The sequence below is a fragment of the Myxococcus sp. XM-1-1-1 genome, from assembly GCF_020037095.1.
Taxonomy (GTDB): Bacteria; Myxococcota; Myxococcia; order Myxococcales; family Myxococcaceae; genus Myxococcus; species Myxococcus fulvus.
The window spans coordinates 444,537-461,896 of record NZ_JAIQDH010000004.1; the positions used below are offsets into that span (position 1 = coordinate 444,537).

Below are 17,360 nucleotides of genomic sequence, written 5' to 3' on the forward strand. Positions count from 1 at the left end.
TTTTCCGTCTTTTCACGGTATCCAGGTGCAGGCTCAAGCAATCTTCGGGTGTCGTGCGCCGCGGATGTTGAACTCCAGGCACGAGCGGCGCGCCCCTGTCGCACCTCGACGGGGTTTTCGCAATCCGATGACATCTTTGCGGCGGGAGCGGAAGCTCGCGCGAGGGCTCGGCGCTGAACCCAGACGGGCCCGAGGGCCTCGTCGCACCGTCCTCGCCGCGCAGGATTTGCGCGTCTTTTCGGTGAGCGCGCATTCCTTTCGCCTTGGGTGTGGCCGTCACCCGGGGCCGGGGTTTTTGTCCAAGTCTTGTTCAAGTTCTACTTCCGCATCGCATGGGCATTGCTAGGTTGCGCGGCGTGCTCTGCGCGCCCCGCACCGTCCTGGCCGTGAGTCTCGGCATCGCGCTCGGCGTGGCGGTGGGCCTGGGAGGCTTCACCTTCGTCTACGCGAAGGGCGCGTCGTATCTGCGGGACGACCCGGCCGCGTGCGCCAACTGCCACATCATGAATGAGCAGTACGACGGCTGGCGCAAGAGCAGCCACCACGCGGTGGCCACCTGCAACGACTGTCACACGCCGGCGGGCTTGATTCCCAAGTACTACACGAAGGCGAGCAACGGCTTCTGGCACTCGTACTACTTCACCACCGGCACCTTCCCGGACCCCATCCGGCTGCGTCCGGGCAACCGGGTGGTGACGGAGAGCGCGTGCCGCAAGTGCCACGCCTCGATTGTCGAGGCCATCGAGACGCCCCCCGCGGGCCACGCGCAGGTGGCCCCTGGTGAGCAGCTCCAGTGCCTCACCTGTCACAACTCGGTGGGCCACCCCGAAGGCTCGGGCAACCCCGAGCTCATCCGTCAGGAGATTGCACGATGACCGAGCCCCAGAAGGCTCCTGGGAAGCGGCGCTGGTTGAGCGGCGTCCGGCTGGTGGTGGCGGTGGCCGTGGCGGCCGCGCTGGCCTCGGCGGGCGTCACCGCGCTCCTGGTCAACATCATGGAGCGCAAGCAGGAGGCGCGAAATCCGTTCTACCGGGTGGTGGAGCTGGACGACACCATCACCGACCCCGCCGTGTGGGGGAAGAACTTCCCGCTCCAGTACGACAGCTACAAGCGCACCGTGGACCAGCAGCGCACCCGCTACGGCGGCAGCGAGGCGGTGGCGCGCACGCCCACGAAGGCGGACCCGCGCTCGGTGGTGGCGCAGAGCCGGCTGGAGGAGGACCCGCGCCTCGTCACGATGTGGAGCGGTTACGCCTTCGCCACCGACTTCCGCGAGGAGCGAGGACACGCGCACATGCTCGAGGACCAGGTCTTCACCGAGCGGCAGCACGTGACGGCGCAGCCGGGCACCTGCATCCACTGCCACGGCAGCGTGTACGTGCCCTACAAGAAGCTGGGCGACGGGGACCTCATCAAGGGCTTCGAGAAGATGAACCAGCTGCCCTTCGCCGAGGCCCGGAAGCTCGTGGACCACCCGGTGTCCTGCATCGACTGCCATGACCCCACGACGATGCAGCTGCGCGTCACGCGCCCCGGCTTCATCGAGGGCATCGCCGCGCTCAAGGCCAGCCAGGGCGTGCCCGACTTCAAGGTGAACGAGCACGCCACCCGCCAGGAGATGCGCACGTACGTCTGCGGGCAGTGCCACGTCGAGTACTACTTCAAGGGCAAGCAGAAGCGCCTGACGTACCCGTGGGCCAAGGGCATCCACATCGAGCAGATCATGGCCTACTACGACGAGGACGGGCACACCGACTGGACGCACAAGCTCACGGGCGCGAAGGTCCTCAAGGCGCAGCACCCCGAGTTCGAGATGTACAACCAGGGCATCCACGCCAGGAGCGGCGTGGCCTGCGCGGACTGCCACATGCCCTATCAGCGCGAGGGCGCCATGAAGGTCAGCGACCACCACGTGCGCAGCCCGCTGCTCAACATCAACCGGGCCTGCCAGACGTGTCACAAGTGGAGCGAGGCGGAGTTGCTCAGCCGCGCGGAGGCCATCCAGACGCGCACCTTCGAGACGCGAAACATCGCCATGGACGCGCTGGTGGACCTCATCCACGACCTGCAGAACGCCCAGAAGGCGGGCGTGTCCGACGAGGCGCTGGCCAAGGCGCGGGACTACCAGAAGCGCGCCCAGTTCTACCTGGACTTCGTGGAGGCGGAGAACTCGATGGGCTTCCACGCGGACCAGGAGGCGGTGCGCATCCTGGGCAACTCCATCAACTTCTCGCGCCTGGGACAGAACGCGCTGCGCCCCGAGGGCGGGGCCTCCACCTCGCCGGACACGCGGCCCCAGGGCGCGCCGGGGCCGGTGCCGCCGCCCGCGGAGGGCACGCGGTGACGCGTTGTTGAGACACGGGGCGGAGGGGCTTCCCGCCCCGTGCTTCACGTCACGCGAGACGACTCAGGGACAGAAGCAGGCGCCCCGGCAGTCGAAGTCGCGATAACAGCTGTGGGGGCCACTCGCGGCGGTGCAGGTCTCCAGCGTGCCGTGCTCGTTGCTCGTGGCGTCGCGCGTCCACTCCCGCGGGCAGCTGGCCATCGCCGAGACTTCGCCCTCGGAAGAAGGCGCCTCGCTGGAGACGGCCCCGGGCGAGCGCGTCGTCAGTCCAGCAGGGAGGGGATGGGGAGGATGGCGTCGAGCGGCTGGCCTCGGCCGAGCTGCCCGTCGGAGTTGCTGCCCCAGGACCAGACGGTGCCATCCGGCTGGACGACCAGCATGTGCTCGCCGCCCACCGCGAGAGACGTCGCGCCGCTGGTGATGCCGGACACCTGGACGGGGGCCGCGCCGCCACTCCAGGCGCCGTTGCCGGCCTGACCCCAGGGCGTGTTTCCGCCCGTCCACAGCTCGCCGCTGAGGGTGATGGCCGCGGACGCGTCCTCGCTGGTGACCACCTCGAGCATCCCCGGGATGACCATGGGACGCGGGCTGTAGTTGCTGGGGCTGCCCAGTCCCATGCCGGCACGGGAGGCGCCATGGCCCCAGCTCATCCCGCTCCCATCCGCCAGCAGCGCCATGCCGTGGTGGGTGCCGCCGCCGATGGCGAGGACATTGCTCAGCCCCGGAATCAGGACGGGTGTGAGCCGCTGGGTGGTCGTGGTGTCGGCGAGCTGGCCATAATCATTGCGTCCCCAGGCCCAGGCGGACCCGTCGTAGCGGATGGCGTAGGACGTGTGAGGTCCCGCGACGACCTTCATCACGTCGCTCAGGTTGGAGACCTGGACGGGCGTGGTCCGGGAGACGAGCGTTCCATCCCCCAGGGCGCCGTGGGTGTTGTCGCCCCAGGCAAAGATTGTCGAGTCGTCGCGCAGGGCGAGGCGGTGGGTGGCGCTGGTCGAGATGGCGATGATGTTCTGGAGTCCCGGCACCTGCGTGGGCGTCAGCGTGCCGCCGCCCCAGGCCCAGACCGTGTTGTCGTCGCGCAGGGCCAGGGACGTCCGGCCCGCCGCCGCGATGGCGATGACGTTCTGGAGTCCCGCGACAGGCGCTGGGAGGACGCGGCGCGAGGTGGTCCCATCGCCCAGCTGCCCCGCCTCATTGGAGCCCCAGGACCAGACGGTGCCCTGGGCGCTCAGCAGCAGGGAGTGCGCGGCGCCGGCCGCGACGGCGAGGGCGGGCTCGGTGAGCGGGATGAGTCCGGGGAGCGGATACAAGGTGACGGCGCCGTCACCGCGCTCGCCCTCATGGCTGGTTCCCCAGGTCCAGAGGGTGCCATCGCTGCGCAGCGCCAGGGCATGCGTCTCGCCTCCGGCGACCACCGAGACGCCCGTCAGCCCCGACACCTGGACCGGGGTGGCGCGGCGCTGCTTGGTGCCGTCTCCGAGCTGGCCCTGGGTGTTCTCGCCCCAGCTCCACACCGTGCCGTTGGACTTGAGGGCGAAGGAGGTGTCGAGGCCCGCCGAGACGTCGGTGACACCCGTGAGCCCGGCCACCTGGACGGGGGAGAGGTGGAACGTATAGGTCGTCGGGTCCTGCATCCCCCAGCTCCACACGGTGCCGTCCGACTTCGCGGCCAGCGTGTGCCTGGGGCCGATGCTCACGGCCACGACGTTCGTCAGGCCGGGCACCTGCACGGGGACCATGCTGTTGCCCTGGGTGCTGCCGATGCCCATCATCCCGAACTGGTTGCTCCCCCAGCACCAGAGCGTGCTGTCCGAGCGGATGGCACAGGAGGTCATGTACCGGGCGAACACGGCGACGACGTTCGTCAGCCCGGGGACGGGCGCGGGGGCGTAGCGGGTGCTGTCGACTCCTCCGTCGCCGAGCTGGCCTTCACCGTTGTAGCCCCAGGCCCACACCGTGCCATCGCCCTTCACCGCGAGGGTGTGCATGTCTCCGGCGGCCACCGCCACGACGCCTGTCAGGTTCGGGACCTGGACGGGCGTGGGGCGAAAGCCGACGGGGCCGTAGGGAAAGTCAGGGGTGCCCAGCTGTCCATGGGTGCCATCGCCCCAGGTCCAGACGGTGCCGCCCGAGCGGAGCGCCACGGAGTGGTAGTCGCCCGTGGCCACGGAGGTGATGGACGTCAGGCCGGGGACCTGCACCGGCGTGGCGGTGCTGGCCGTGCCGGGCTGGCCGAGCTGGCCTCGGAGGTTCTGCCCGGCGGCCCACACCGTTCCATCCGAGCGGATGGCGAGCGAGTGGCGGCGATTCGCGGCGAGCTTGACCCGGGGCCGCGTGCGGGAGATGGCGGCCTCATGTCTGCCTTCAGCCGGATTGTCGACGCCCGCCTCCTGCTGACCACAGCCCACGGACAGCAGGAGTCCCAGCGTGATACCCAATACACCGCGCAACCGTGACGACGACGGATGTGACATTCGACCCTCGTGTGAGATTGAAGCGGCGTCGAGACGAGGGCTGGGACTTCTTATTTAATGAGGATAGTCAGAGAGAGGCGTGGTCGCGGTGGACCCTTGCGCCAGTCCTCGAGGATGCCTCTGTTTCAGGCGTCGCGCGTGAGGCGGAAGCGCTCGTAGCGCTCTTCCAGATAATCGGGACGGGGGCGCTGGGCGGGGAGCAGGGGCAGGACTCCCAGCGGCTTGCCCGCGAAGCCCTTGAGCCCGTGCTCCAGCGTGGGGCCGTCCTGCTCGGCCATCAGTCGCCGGGCGATTTCGATGACGCCATCGGGGCGGATGCCCAGCAGGTCCGTGTCGAAGGCACCGTGGTGCAGCTTGCACAGCGAAAGGCCGTTGGGCACCTCGGGTCGGCCACGCACGTCCCGGTCCGGGAGGATGTGGGCTGCGTCCAGCAGCTCCCGACGCGGGAAGCGGCAGATGGCGCAGCGCTGCTCATAGGCGCGCAGCACGTGCTGTCGGAAGGCGACCTGGTGCAGGCGCTTCTTCACCTGCACCGTGGTGTAGCGACGCTCCAGGCCGAGCAGCTTCGAGTCCGCCACGTAGCTCCCCGGTGCTCGCACCTGCGCTTCCGGCAGGCCGGACGCGACGGTGAAGGACTTCGTGGCCAGGTCCACGCCGGAGATGTAGACGGGCCAGATGGGCGCGTAGAGGCCGGGCTCGATTCCGTAGAAATAGATGAGCGGCGCGTCCAGCTCCATGGCGCGCACGAGCCTGCGGTTGTCGCGTCCGTCGACGTCCTCCCCCTGGAACCGATAGTCGAAGCCCTCGTCCGAGGGGAGGTCGTCGTAGCGCGCCTCGCGCCCATGGCGTGGCACGGTGGTCTTGATGGAGAGCGCCGTCTCTCGCATCTGCCGGGGCCAGAAGATGCCGCGGGCCCGGTTGGCGAAGTGGAGCGTCTCGCCCTGGTAGGTGAAGCCCGCGTCGATGACCTCCCAGGGCAGCACGTCCCCATGGCGACGCACCCGCTCCTGCAGGGCGTTGATGGCGGCGACGCGGATGGGCCAGTCGGAGTCCGGGGACATGGGCACCCACCGCCGTGGGAGGCTCCGGGGCGGGGATGACCAGGCTACCAGGTTGGCGTCCAGGCGGTGTGTCGGCGCGCGTCGACGCCACTCGAGAGCCTGTGGCCGCGCGGCCACGCCGAGTCCGGGCAGCCACGGCTTCACGGGGGGGCGCCATGGGCTTGGGGTTTGCTTGGGTGGGAGGGGATGAGTCCCTCCAGCCACGTCGTGTCGCTCGTCTGCGCTGTCCTCGGTGCCGCTCCGTCGCCGCCCGCGACGGTGCGGGTGATGGCATACAACGTCCTCTACTCCTCGCCGGCGGAGGACATCGACAAGTCCCTGGAGGTCATCGAGAAGGAGGCACCGGAGGTCCTCTGCCTGCGCGAGCTGACGCCTGGGTTCGCGGCCGCCTTCCGCAAGCGCTTGGGGAAGGACTATCCCCACCTCGAGCTCATGCCTCGCAAGGGGGCCTGGGGCGTGGGGCTCGCCAGCCGACACCCGCTGCGGCGGGTGGAGCGCTTTGCCCAGAAGCCACACCGCATGCCCGGGCTCGAAGCGGACGTGGTCGTCGGTGGGCGGGCGCTGAAGGTCGCCTGTCTCCACCTGATGCCGCCAGGGGCCTCGCATCGCCCGGAAGACAGCCTCCTCGAGACGCTGAGGAAGAACGCCACGCTCCGCAAGCACCAGGCGGAGGCCCTGGTGAAGCGCTACGCCAAGGAGCGCGGCCCGGTGCTCCTGTTCGGAGACATGAACGAGTCGCGCACGCAGGAGGCGATGACGACCTTCGCCGCCGCGGGCTTCACGCATGCCTGTGATGGGCCGGACGCGCTGTGTGGAGACACCTGGCCGGGCGCGGCGTCCGTGGTCCCCAGCTTCGTGGAGATAGACCACATCCTGGGACGACAGCTCTCGTTATCGGACGCCAAGGTGCTGCACGGTGGTGGCTCTGACCACTTCGCGGTTCGCGCGTCCGTCACGCTTCCTCCGTGAGCGTTTGTCCCTCCGGGCGGAGCGTTCGTCACGCGCCCGGGCGGTTTCGCCACATCCCCCGCATCGGGTTCGTCGGCGCCCGGTACGACACGCTCCTCCAGCGCCACCGGCGTCACCGGCGGCCCGTAGCGAGGAGCGTGTGCATGCATCGCCCGATGTCCTTCAACAGCCTCTTCCTGGCGAGCGCCCTCACCCTGGCCTTCGTGCCCGGGTGTCAGGACGCCCCGCCTGTCATCGACCCCGAGCCCCTGGGCACCGTCTCGCAAGGGCTCACCTGCGGCGGCAGCCTCATCCCCGTGATGTCGGCCCGCGACAACCCCGTCAGCGGCCTCGTCATCGCCTCCAGCGAGTTCAACGCGTCCAACCCCGCCTGGCACGCGGTCGACGGCAGCGACAGCACCATGTGGCTCACCGCGAGCGGCCAATCCACCGCCTGGCTCACCTACGAGTTCTTCGACGGCGCGCGCACGCTCTCCCACTACGCCATCAAGTTCTCCAATGGCTCACTCAACAACCGCGCGCCCCGCGACTGGACGCTCCAGGGGTGGTCCGGCAGCGCGTGGAACACGCTGGACACCCGCACGCAGCAGACGAACTGGGGCGGCGCCGAGGAGCGTGAGTTCTCCATCACCACCCCCGGCGCCTACAGCAAGTATCGTCTGATGGTGACCGAGGACAACACCGCCGGCACGGGCGTGGATGTCCTCTCCATCGGCCGGCTGTCCTTCTACAACTGCGCCTGTGCCACCATCGTCAACCAGGTGCCCGCCATGACGAGCGCCACCGCGCCCTCGGGCACCGTCACGGGCTCCGGCTTCCTCCAGGCGGGCAATGAGCCGTGGAAGGCCTTCGACAACGTCGACACCTCCGCGTCCATGTGGCTCTCCTCCAAGGCGACGCCCTCCTGGCTCTCCTACGAGTGGCCTGGCGCCTCGCGCATGCTCACCCGCTACGCCCTCAAGTTCCCCAACGGCGAGGCAGCCACCCGCGCTCCGAAGAGCTGGACCCTCCAGGCCTGGAACGGCACCGCCTGGGTGGTCGTCGACAGGCGCGTGGACGAGTTCAACTGGGCGAGCGCGGAGCGGCGCGAGTACCCGCTCAGCCTCCCCAGGGCCTTCAACCGCTTCAAGCTCGACATCACGGATGACAATGACCCGCGCGCCGGCGTGGAGACCGTCGCCCTCGCGCGCGTGGAGTTGCTCGGCTGCGAGCGCGACACCACGCCGCCCATCGTCCCCTCGTTCTCCGCCTTCACCCCGCCGTCGCCCGGCAACCAGACGGCCATCACCCTCAACGGCGTCACCGAGGGGAACGCCACCGTGCGCCTCTTCTCCGGCGGCACCTGCGCGGGCTCGCCCATCGCGACGCTCACGGCCACGGGCTCGGGCGCCTTCTCCCGCGCGCTCACCGTGGCGACCAACACCACCACCACGTTCTCCGCGAAGGCCGAGGACCTGGTCGGCAATGTCTCCGCGTGCTCGGCTCCCGTCAGCTACACGCACGACAACGTCGCGCCCGTCACCCCCTTCCAGCTCGCCTTCGTCCCCAGCGACACGGGCTCCGAGCTGAACCCGCAGCTCGAGGGCCGCACCGAGGCCGGCGCGGTCGTGCTCGTCTTCCGGAGCGCCAACTGCTCGGGGTCCGTGCCGACCACCGCCACGGCGCACGCCACCACCGGCGTCTTCAGCACCAACCGGGCGGTGTTCGCGAACACGGTGACAACCTTCTCCGTGCGCGCCGTGGACGCCGCGGGGAACCTGTCGGGCTGCACGTCCGTGGCGTACACGCATGACTCCGTCGCGCCGGCCGCGCCGACCTTCACGACGGGGCTGGTGCCCCTGTCCCAGGGCTCCATCGTCGCCGGCATGCGCGTCCAGGCCGAGCCCCGCTCGCGCCTCTTCCTCTTCTGGGGGAATGACTGCGCCAACCCGACGAGCACCGATGTCGCGGTGGACAGCGGCGGCAGCGCGCTGGTGCCCCTGGTCGCGAGCCAGGTCGGCGTCCCGATGTCCCTTCGCCTCCGGGACATGGCGGGCAACCTGTCGCCGTGCGTGGCCGTCGAGGAGACCTGCTTCGCGGGTTTCCGCGACTGCGACGGTGACCCGGTCAACGGCTGTGAGACCTCGGTGATGGAGGACGCGGCGAACTGCGGCGCGTGCGGCACCGTGTGCGCTGGCGCGCCCTCCGCCAGCGGCGTCTGCGGCGCGGGCACCTGCGGCCTCGCCTGCGCGGTGGGCACCTTCGACTGCGATGGCAGCCCCCTCAACGGCTGCGAGTCCAGCACGGCCTGCGCGCCCGGCGTGTGTCAGGTGTCGCCGGAGAACGAGCTGCTCATCACGGCGCTGCCCGTGGTGGAGGACCCGGTGCGGACCGTCAACGGCGGCGCCTGGACGTTCGGCACGCTGATGCGGCGCATGAACGGCGGCCAGAATCCGTCCGAGATGATTCGCACCTGGCTCAAGACCTGGGAGACGAACCAGGTCATCGCGGGCCTGCCCGTCGCCGGACGTCCGAGCATCCTCCCCGACGTGCTCACGCCCTGGGAGACGCGCAGCGGCGGCCCGTCCGCGCCGCTCGACTTCAACACCGCGCCCTTCCGGCTGCTCGCCATCGTCAACCGCATCGACCTGCGCAGCGAGGGCACGCACTCGGGTGAGGGGCGCTTCGTCTTCGGTGTCACCACGCCCGCGGGGCTCGACCTGCCCTTCACCGTCATCCTCGAGTACATGCTGCCCGGCGACGGCCCGGAGGACATCCAGCGCTGGGCGCGGGACTGGCACGAGCTGGGCTCGCTGCCGCTCGGCAGCCCTCTCTACAACGCGAAGCTCCAGGCCCTCACCGACCGCTTCACCGAGCCCTTCGTCGCGCAGGGCCGCTTCATGGGCAGCGCCATCCACCAGGTGCGCACCAACGAGAACGCGCTGAACCCGCTGTGGGAGCTGCGCGAGTTCCACTTCGGTCCGAACGGGCTCGTCCCTTCCCCCGTGGCCCTCACGCCGGAGCTGAGCCTCAACAACTCGCCCCGGCTCGCGAGCTTCGTGCAGGAGAACGCCGTGGCCATCCTGGCCGGCACGCACGAGGTGCCCTCGCTGTACCAGGGACAGGCCTTCGTCGCCGGCTCGGCGCTGACGCCCTTCGGCCTGACGTGGTCCGTCCCCGGCGCGGACCCGGAGGTCCGGCATCGCTTCTCGCTCAACACCTGCAATGGCTGCCACGCGGGTGAGACGCAGACGCCGTTCCTCCACGTCTTCCCGCGCTCCGCGGGAGCACCCTCGTTCCTGTCGCCCTTCCTCGTCAGCGCGCAGCCCGTGCCGGACCCGCTCACGGGCACGCCGCGCGTCTTCAACGACCTGGGACGACGGGATGACGATTTGGAGACGCTGGTGTGCGGCGCTCCGCAGGCACTGGCGCCGAGCCTGGGCTCGGTGGGGGAGGGGCTGCTCGCGCCTCGCTCGCTGAGTGGCTCGTCGGCGCCGAAGCAGGACGCGGTGCCGGGCTTCCCGCCGCGCTCGAACCTGCCCCCGGGCCGCGTGCACTGACGCGCGGACGTCGTCACCGGAAATGAACGGGCCGGGCTCCATGTCACGTGCATGGAGTCCGGCCCGAGTGTTTTCGCGAAGTGGGTCCGGCTACTTCTTGGAGCTGCGCAGGTAGCGATAGAACTCCGAGTCGCTCCCGAGGAAGAGCGAGGTGGAGCGGTCCATCACCTGGGGGTAGGCCTCCAGGGTGCGCATGAACTGGTAGAACTCCGCGTCGCGACCGAAGGCGTCGGCGTAGATGCGCGTCGCCTCGGCGTCGGCCTTGCCGGTGATTTCCTGCGCCTTGCGGTAGGCCTCGGAGCGGATCTCCTTCAGGTCGCGCTCGCGCTGACCGCGAATCTCCGCGGCGCGGCCCATGCCCTCCGAGCGTGAGCGCTCCGCGGTGCGCCGCCGCTCGGAAATCATGCGCTCGAAGACCTTCACCTGGACCTCGTCGACGTAGTTGATGCGACGAATCTGCACGTCGACCAGCTCCACGCCGAACTCCTTCACGATTTCGGCCGCGCGCAGGCGGATCTGCCGGGTGAGCTTGTCGCGGCCCTGGGCCACCTGCTCCAGCGACTCGCCGCGCTCCTCCTCGGTGGTGTACTCGTCGTCCTCGAACGGGCGGTTGGTGGAGCGCACCGCCTCAATCAACGCGAAGGACGCGATGGTGTTGCGCGTCTCGCCGTCGATGATGTCGTCCAGCCGGGACTGCGCGTTGCGCTCGTCGCGCAGGCGCTGGAAGAAGCGCAGCGGGTCGACGATGCGCCAGCGGCCGAAGGTGTCCACCCAGATGTACTTCTTGTCCTTGGTGGGAATCTGGTTCGGGTCGCCGCGCCAGTCGAGCCAGCGCTTGTCGAAGCGGTTCACCGTGTCGACGAAGGGCTGCTTGAAGTGCAGGCCCGGCTCGGTGATGGACTGGCCGCGGGGCTGGCCGAAGCGGGTGATGACGGCCTGCTCGTGCTCGCTCAGGGTGTACGTGCTGGAGAAGCCCAGCACGATGGCGAGCACCGCGACGCCGAGGACAATCGTTGCCACGCGGCTCATCGCTGGGCCTCCGTCGTGTGCGCCGCGCCGGCGGCCGCGGAGTCCGGGCCGTCCATGCGCAACATGGGCGTGAGGCCCTTGAGGTTCTCGTCCATGACGACCTTCTGGCCGGTGCTGGTGAGCACCTGGCTCACGGTCTCCAGGTACATGCGGCGGCGGGTGACCTCGGGCGCCTTGCGGTACTCCTCGTAGACGCGGGTGAAGCGCTCGGCCTCGCCCTTGGCGCGGTTGACGCGCTCGATGGCGTAGCCCTCCGCGGAGCGCAGCGCCTCCTCGGCCTCGCCCTTGGCGCGCGGGATGGCGCGGTTGAGCTCGGCGAAGGCCTCGTTGATGGCGCGCTCCTTCTCCTGGATGGCCTGGTTGACCTCGTTGAAGGATGGCTTCACGGGGTCGGGCGGGTTGACGTCCTGGAGGACCACCTGCTGGATGTCCACGCCCGTCTCGTAGCGGTCCGCCAGGTCCTGGAGGAGCAGCTTGGACTGGGTGGCCACCGTCTGGCGGCCGGTGGTGAGGACCTCGTTGACGGAGTGGTCACCCACGACGGCGCGCATCGACGCCTCGGAGATGTCTCGCAGCATCCCCTCCACGTTCTTCACCTTGAAGAGGTACTTGTACGGGTCCTTGATCTTGTACTGGACGATCCACTCGACCACGGCGACGTTGAGGTCGCCGGTGAGCATCAGGGACTCGCGCTTCATGTCGGAGCCGCTGGCGGCGTAGGACGTGTTGCGCGCGCCCACGGACTCGGTGCGGAAGCCGAACTCCGCCTTGAGCTGGCGCTGCACCGGCACCTTGACGATGCGGTCGATGCCGTACGGCAGCCGGAAGTGCGGACCCGGCTCCACCGTGTCCACGAAACGCCCGAGCCGCAGGATGACGCCGACCTCGTCGGGCTCTACCTGCGCGTAGCTGGTGAACAGGCCCACCAGCAGGGCCAGGCCGACGCCACCGAAGAGCAGCCGGCGGCCCAAGCCTCGTTTGAGCTGCCTGCGCAGCTCATCCAGCACATCACCAGGATCCCGGCCATTCGGCTCGGGCTTCAATACGCGGGGGTCCCATGCCATCCTTCAGTCTTTGGACTACATAACATCCAGATGCAAGCGGGAACCCGGTCGCCGAGTGAAACAAGGGGCCACCTGGTTCCCTGGTGGCCCTCGTGAGATGGCGAGCACTCGGGGCCGGTCGTCCGGCTCACCGCGCGAGGCGAAGGCGCAGGGAGGGGGCGAGCTTGAGGGAGAAGACGCCGAGCACGCTCACGGCCTGGCTCGCGAGCATCACGAAGCCCAGGGTCGACAAGGTGGCGGAGTGGACGAGCATGAGGGCCACGCTCCCCAGGACCCAGGTGCCGTCCACCAGCAGGTGCACCAGGAGCATGCTCGTGGCGACGGGCGATTGGGTGGAGGCCCAGACGTTGATGCCGGCCCATGGCACCAGGAACACGCCCAGGCCGAAGAGGAAGGACGGCGGCAGCGTCCATCCCGCGAGCGTGGTGAGCGGGGTGGCGACGAACAGCAAGGTGACGCCCATGCTGAAGGCGGCGAAGGCATCCAGGCGATAGACGAGGCGGTCGTTCATGGGGAATCCTCGGGTGATGGGATGCCTCGAAGACTCGGTGTTGCCTCGACTGCCCCGCAATGACCTGGGAGGGAAGTGTGTGGCCACCTCGCGTGTGGGCGCGCGATGAAGCGGACCGCGCTCCGGGAGGTCGAGGTGTCGACCCGGCGTCCGCGCAAGGGTGTCCCGAAGCCCCGGAGCGAGCTGGGGGCGTTGCTCAAGGACTGGCGCGCGTCGCGGGGCAAGAGCCAGCTGGCGCTGTCGTTCGACGCGGAGGTGTCGCCCCGGCATCTGGCCTTCATCGAGTCGGGCCGGACGGAGCCCAGCCAGGACATGGTCCTGCGATTGGCGGAGGCCTTGGGCCTGGGCTTGCGTGAGCGCAACGCGCTGCTGGTCGCGGCGGGGTATGCGCCCCAGTTCGGTGAGAGTGATTGGAACAGTGAGGAGATGCGCGAGCTGCGACAGGCGGCGGCGCTGATTCTCGGCGCGCACGAGCCGCACCCGGCGCTGGCGCTGGACGCGGCGTCGACGGTGCTGGATGCGAACGCGGGGGCGCTGGCGATGATGGGGCTGGGGCGCGACGCGCTGGGGCGCACCAACCTGATGGACCTGGTCTTCGCGCCCGGGCGGGTCCGCTCCGCGATTGGGAACTGGCAGGAGATCGCGGGCTACCTGCTCGGGCGGTTGAAGGAGAACGCGCGCCTGCGGGGGCCCGGGTCCGAGGTCGCGAACGTGCTGGCGCGAGTGCTCACGTACCCGGACGCGCGAGAGCTCCCCGCGAGGATGCCTGGCCGCTCCGCGGGCGTCCTGGTTCCGCTGACGTTCGTGGTCGATGGCGTCGCCACGCACTGGTTCACGACCGTGACGACCTTCGGGGCGCCGCTGCATGCCCTGGCGGAGGAGGTCACCATCGAGCAGTTCTACCCCCGCTGAGGTTCGGGGTGGGCGTGAGGGGTTGCGAGGTCTGCCTTCTGTCCTGGCGGCATTCTTCCAGTTGGGTGCTCTCGCGTGAGGGATTGGGCTTCTGTCCTCTCCAGGCAATGGCATAGGGTTGTCGCCAAACCCTGCTCGTGCAATCGGGAGGTACTGTCATGGACAGCGTGAAGTCCTACTCAGACTTCGAGAAGGAAGTGGACCCCCACGGGGATGCGCGGGCCGAACCGCTCATCATCCAGTTCGGCTTCCCGGGCAGCGGCTCCACCTTCGTCTGGCAGGTGCTCAACTCCATCCTGGGCAACGTGAAGAAGACCCACAAGTGTCCCCAGTTCCGGCCGGAGGACCGCGTGGTGGTCACGGTGCGGGACTTCCGAGACATCCTCTGTACCTACTTCAAGCGCGCCAACCTGCCCGTCACCAAGGCGAGCATCGACTTCCTGGTGAAGGAGCACGCGGAGGACAACTCCTCGTTCAGTGATTTGTACCGCGTCAGCGAGACGTGGGGTGACCGGAAGAACGTGCTCTGGCTGCGGTACGAGGACTTCTTCGGCAACTTCGACTACCTGTTCGGGCAGATCGAGAAGTTCTTCGGGATGAAGCTCACGGACGAGCAGAAGGCCCGTGCCCGCTCGAGCTACTCGTTGGAGGCGAACAAGGCGCGCTCGGAGCGCGTCGCCGTGGTCTGCCGGCAGGAGGGCGGGGCGGGGTGGATCGACGAGAAGTGGCAGGCCTACACCATCGACGGCATCAACGGGCTGCACGTCACGGGCGATGGCTCGGTGGGCAAGTGGCGGCAGATCATCCCGAAGGAGTGGCACGGCTACGTCAACGAGCTCCTGGCGGAGCCCCTGAAGCGCTACGGCTATCCGCTGGAGTCCTGAGGAGGGGTTCCCCGCATGAAGCTATCGGCTCGTGGTGAAGAGGTCCTGGCCGCCATCAACGACTCGGGCCTGAGCGTCGAGGAGAAGGCCGTGCTGGCGCGCGCGCTCCAGAAGAGCGTGGCGCGGGCGGGGCTGCTCCTGGGGCATCTGTCGTTCGGCGTGCGGGACATCGCGCGCGCCATCGCGTTCTACGACGCGGCGCTGGCGCCGCTGGGCTACACGCGGGTGTGGAGCTCGGAGCGCTCGGCGGGTTACGGCCCGGAGGGGGAGGGGGACACGCTGGCGCTGTTCCTGCGGCCGGAGGCCACGCCGCCCGGTGACGGCTTCCACCTGGCCTTCAATGCGCCGAGCCGGGAGGCCGTCGACGCCTTCCACGCCGCGTGCTTGAAGCACGGGGGCAAGGACCAGGGAGCTCCTGGCCTGCGTCCGCACTACAGCGATACGTATTACGCGTGCTTCGTGACGGACCCGGATGGGCACAAGCTGGAGGCCGTCCATCAGCTGGGATGAGCTTTCCGACGCGTGCGCGCTCGAGCGCCTCTTTGATGTCCTCGGACACGATGAGCGCGATGGTCCATCCCCATGTCCGGAACACCTTGGCGTCGCCCACTCTCGTGGGGTCGATTCGCATGCCCGCGACGCCCCGGCCAGCAGGACGACGCGGTACACGCGCGTGCCGGACGCGGAGACGAAGAATTCCATCCATTAGGAACGACGCGTTCAGCAGGGCTTGCCCGAGGAGGGAAGGTGGAAGGCCGGCGCAGGATGCGCGCGGCCCTCCGGCGCGAGAAGGACCCGTTACCCGGGAGTGACGGGTCCACTTCGCGCTCCGCCTCACGGACGCTGCTGCGCGAGCATCCAGCTCAGCACCTTCGGCTCCTGGTAGACGCGGTCCCAGATGGAGTGGCCGCCATCGTGGAAGAGGGTGAAGAGCACCGGCTTCGCGGGAGGATTGCCGCTGGCGTCCTGCGCCGTCTGTCCATCGACCCACTCCCACCGCGCCGGGCCCTGACGGAAGAACGCCGTCTGCGCGCGGCTGGGGTACGTGTACGTGTCCATGACCGTCCCCGTGGCGCCCAGGGCCTGTCCCAGGCGCGTGAACCAGTCCCGCGTGCCCGTGTACGAGGCGGGGTCGTTGATGGCGTGCGAACCCCAGACCGCCAGGTTGGCGTTCACCATGGCCTGCGCGCGGGCGACGGAGGAGCCGTAGCCGCCGTTGCAGACCGGAATCGCGGCCGCCAGCTTCGCGGGGAAGGTGGACGCATAGGAGAACGTGCCCGCGCCGCCCATGCTCAGGCCCGTCAGGTACACGCGCTTCCTGTCCACCTTGTACGTCGACAGGATTCGCTCGATGAACGGGTCCAGGCTGTCGAGAGCCTCCTGGTCGTTCCAGAAGTTGGAGGTGCTCGTCTGGGGCGACACGAGGATGAAGGGATAGTCCTTCCCGTTCCTGTCGATGTACGACTGGAGCCCCATGTTGCGGACCCGGCCGAGCTGGGTCGGCCCGCCGTCTCCCCGCTCACCCGCGCCGTGCAGGAAGATGACGATGGGCCAGTTCGTGCCCGCGTCGTAGCCCGGCGGCAGGTACACGACGTGACCGTAGTTGCCCTGGAACACCCTCGTGGTGTCCTTGTAGATCTCCACGGTGGTCCCGCGTCCGTTCAGGGCGGGCTCCACCCGGACCTTCGTGCGGGAGCTCGCCGAGGCGCCCTGGTCATCCGTCACGCTCAGCTCGAACTCGTAGAGCCCCATCACCAGGCCGGAGGCCGTGGCGGACAGCGTGGTGGCGCCCGTCAGCGTCGCGGTGTTGGGACCGGAGACCTGCGTCCACTGCCGTGACACCACCGTCCCGTCCGGGTCGCTCGCCGTGCCCGTCAGCTGCGCCGACGACGTGGGCAGGATGAGCGTCTGGTCCAGGCCCGCGGAGGCGGTGGGCGGCACGTTGGCCGTCGTGCCCGCCGGGGTGCCGTAGACGACGATTTCGTTCGACGCGCCGTACATGCTGCGCGCGAAGTGGAGGTAGCGCGTGCGCTGGCCCACCGTCAGCCACTTCCACTGCTCCCACCCGTTGGTGGTGATGGAGAGGGGCGTGGACCAGGCCCCCGGCGCCCCGACGCTGAAGAAGACGGTGCCGGAGTCGTACGTGTCGAACACGCCGACCTCCGTCACGTCGTACTGCTGCCCCAGGTCGATGACGAAACCCATGGGGTACTGGTTCTCGTTGTAGACGACGTTGCCCCAGGTCGTCGCGGGCTTGAAGGTCGAGCCCGCGCGCGGGTCCCCTATCAGGGCCTGCTCGTCATACAGGTTCTGATAGACGCCCAGCGTCGGACGGACGCCGTCGGGTTGGACGTTGGCGGGGTTGATGACCAGCTTTTGCCCCACCAGCGGCGACGTCACCGTGGAGAGGGATTGTTCGACGCCGTCCCCCTCCTGTTGTGCACCACAGCCGACCAGCATGCCCAGCGAGGCGAAACCACACAGCCATGCTTCACGAAGCCGCGAACGAATCACGAAGGCCTCCTCATTCAAGATGGTGAGGAGGCCAAGGACAATCCAGATTAAACAGT

Annotated in this window: 14 protein-coding genes; 7 read left to right on the forward strand and 7 right to left on the reverse strand. The window is 69.0% G+C overall.

Annotation, left to right across the window (positions count from 1 at the left end; genetic code table 11):
• Nucleotides 1-356 precede the first annotated feature (356 nt).
• Both nrfH and K8640_RS12275 read left to right on the forward strand, forming a co-directional pair.
• On the forward strand, nucleotides 357-875 hold the full coding sequence (gene nrfH / locus K8640_RS12270) for a cytochrome c nitrite reductase small subunit (RefSeq protein WP_223747217.1): 519 nt from the start codon (nucleotides 357-359) through the stop codon (nucleotides 873-875).
• Nucleotides 872-2,344, forward strand: coding sequence for an ammonia-forming cytochrome c nitrite reductase subunit c552 (locus K8640_RS12275; RefSeq protein WP_223747218.1), 1,473 nt, complete (start codon nucleotides 872-874; stop codon nucleotides 2,342-2,344). Before nrfH ends, K8640_RS12275 begins: the two co-directional genes overlap by 4 nt.
• Before the next feature lie 63 nt (nucleotides 2,345-2,407).
• On the opposite strand, the gene K8640_RS12280 is transcribed toward K8640_RS12275, so the two are convergent.
• The 3 genes from K8640_RS12280 to K8640_RS12290 all read right to left on the reverse strand — a co-directional run bounded on the left by K8640_RS12280 (nucleotide 2,408) and on the right by K8640_RS12290 (nucleotide 5,882).
• Entirely contained in the window at nucleotides 2,408-2,545 is a 138-nt protein-coding gene (locus tag K8640_RS12280; protein WP_223747219.1) for a hypothetical protein, read from the reverse strand.
• A gap of 62 nt (nucleotides 2,546-2,607) precedes the next feature.
• A complete protein-coding gene (locus tag K8640_RS12285) occupies nucleotides 2,608-4,821 on the reverse strand; it encodes an RCC1 repeat-containing protein (RefSeq protein WP_223747220.1) in 2,214 nt (737 codons plus the stop codon).
• 125 nt (nucleotides 4,822-4,946) lie between these two features.
• Nucleotides 4,947-5,882, reverse strand: a complete 936-nt coding sequence (locus K8640_RS12290; protein ID WP_223747221.1) for an HNH endonuclease — start codon at nucleotides 5,880-5,882, stop codon at nucleotides 4,947-4,949.
• A gap of 186 nt (nucleotides 5,883-6,068) precedes the next feature.
• Here K8640_RS12290 and K8640_RS12295 point away from each other — a divergent pair, with 186 nt between their 5' ends.
• Together K8640_RS12295 and K8640_RS12300 are read left to right on the forward strand one after the other, a co-directional pair.
• Nucleotides 6,069-6,851 carry an endonuclease/exonuclease/phosphatase family protein gene (locus tag K8640_RS12295; protein ID WP_223747222.1) on the forward strand — a complete coding sequence of 261 codons (783 nt, stop codon included), beginning with the start codon at nucleotides 6,069-6,071 and terminating at the stop codon, nucleotides 6,849-6,851.
• A gap of 143 nt (nucleotides 6,852-6,994) precedes the next feature.
• The gene (locus K8640_RS12300) at nucleotides 6,995-10,390 is read left to right on the forward strand and encodes an Ig-like domain-containing protein (RefSeq protein WP_223747223.1); all 3,396 of its coding nucleotides are present in this window, start codon (nucleotides 6,995-6,997) and stop codon (nucleotides 10,388-10,390) included.
• A gap of 90 nt (nucleotides 10,391-10,480) precedes the next feature.
• Here the strand turns inward: K8640_RS12300 and hflC are convergent, their stop codons facing one another.
• The 3 genes from hflC to K8640_RS12315 form a co-directional block, all read right to left on the reverse strand.
• Nucleotides 10,481-11,419 carry a protease modulator HflC gene (gene hflC, locus K8640_RS12305; protein ID WP_141327784.1) on the reverse strand — a complete coding sequence of 313 codons (939 nt, stop codon included), beginning with the start codon at nucleotides 11,417-11,419 and terminating at the stop codon, nucleotides 10,481-10,483.
• Entirely contained in the window at nucleotides 11,416-12,483 is a 1,068-nt protein-coding gene (gene hflK / locus K8640_RS12310) for an FtsH protease activity modulator HflK (protein WP_223747224.1), read from the reverse strand. Before hflK ends, hflC begins: the two co-directional genes overlap by 4 nt.
• 127 nt (nucleotides 12,484-12,610) lie before the next feature.
• Complete coding sequence (locus tag K8640_RS12315) at nucleotides 12,611-12,994, reverse strand: hypothetical protein (protein ID WP_223747225.1); 384 nt, start codon at nucleotides 12,992-12,994, stop codon at nucleotides 12,611-12,613.
• Nucleotides 12,995-13,129: 135 nt separating this feature from the next.
• Here K8640_RS12315 and K8640_RS12320 point away from each other — a divergent pair, with 135 nt between their 5' ends.
• The 3 genes from K8640_RS12320 (at nucleotide 13,130) to K8640_RS12330 (ending at nucleotide 15,300) form a co-directional block, all read left to right on the forward strand.
• Nucleotides 13,130-13,906: a helix-turn-helix domain-containing protein gene (locus tag K8640_RS12320; RefSeq protein ID WP_223747226.1), complete on the forward strand. Its 777-nt coding sequence runs from the start codon at nucleotides 13,130-13,132 to the stop codon at nucleotides 13,904-13,906.
• A gap of 158 nt (nucleotides 13,907-14,064) precedes the next feature.
• Entirely contained in the window at nucleotides 14,065-14,790 is a 726-nt protein-coding gene (locus K8640_RS12325) for a sulfotransferase domain-containing protein (protein WP_223747227.1), read from the forward strand.
• Nucleotides 14,791-14,805: 15 nt separating this feature from the next.
• Entirely contained in the window at nucleotides 14,806-15,300 is a 495-nt protein-coding gene (locus tag K8640_RS12330; protein WP_223747228.1) for a VOC family protein, read from the forward strand.
• A 324-nt stretch (nucleotides 15,301-15,624) separates the two neighbouring features.
• Here K8640_RS12330 and K8640_RS12335 read toward each other — a convergent pair whose 3' ends face one another.
• A complete protein-coding gene (locus tag K8640_RS12335; RefSeq protein WP_223747229.1) occupies nucleotides 15,625-17,304 on the reverse strand; it encodes a PKD domain-containing protein in 1,680 nt (559 codons plus the stop codon).
• Between the last annotated feature and the right edge of the window lie 56 nt (nucleotides 17,305-17,360).

Excerpts from the sequence above, each read along its gene's own strand:
- K8640_RS12275 (WP_223747218.1), top strand. The coding sequence starts at position 872 with ATGACCGAGCCCCAGAAGGCTCCTGGGAAGCGGCGCTGGTTGAGCGGC.
- K8640_RS12280 (WP_223747219.1), bottom strand. The coding sequence starts at position 2,545 with ATGGCCAGCTGCCCGCGGGAGTGGACGCGCGACGCCACGAGCAACGAG.
- K8640_RS12285 (WP_223747220.1), bottom strand. The coding sequence starts at position 4,821 with ATGTCACATCCGTCGTCGTCACGGTTGCGCGGTGTATTGGGTATCACG.
- K8640_RS12290 (WP_223747221.1), bottom strand. The coding sequence starts at position 5,882 with ATGTCCCCGGACTCCGACTGGCCCATCCGCGTCGCCGCCATCAACGCC.
- K8640_RS12295 (WP_223747222.1), top strand. The coding sequence starts at position 6,069 with ATGAGTCCCTCCAGCCACGTCGTGTCGCTCGTCTGCGCTGTCCTCGGT.
- K8640_RS12300 (WP_223747223.1), top strand. The coding sequence starts at position 6,995 with ATGCATCGCCCGATGTCCTTCAACAGCCTCTTCCTGGCGAGCGCCCTC.
- hflC (WP_141327784.1), bottom strand. The coding sequence starts at position 11,419 with ATGAGCCGCGTGGCAACGATTGTCCTCGGCGTCGCGGTGCTCGCCATC.
- hflK (WP_223747224.1), bottom strand. The coding sequence starts at position 12,483 with ATGGCATGGGACCCCCGCGTATTGAAGCCCGAGCCGAATGGCCGGGAT.
- K8640_RS12315 (WP_223747225.1), bottom strand. The coding sequence starts at position 12,994 with ATGAACGACCGCCTCGTCTATCGCCTGGATGCCTTCGCCGCCTTCAGC.
- K8640_RS12325 (WP_223747227.1), top strand. The coding sequence starts at position 14,065 with ATGGACAGCGTGAAGTCCTACTCAGACTTCGAGAAGGAAGTGGACCCC.
- K8640_RS12330 (WP_223747228.1), top strand. The coding sequence starts at position 14,806 with ATGAAGCTATCGGCTCGTGGTGAAGAGGTCCTGGCCGCCATCAACGAC.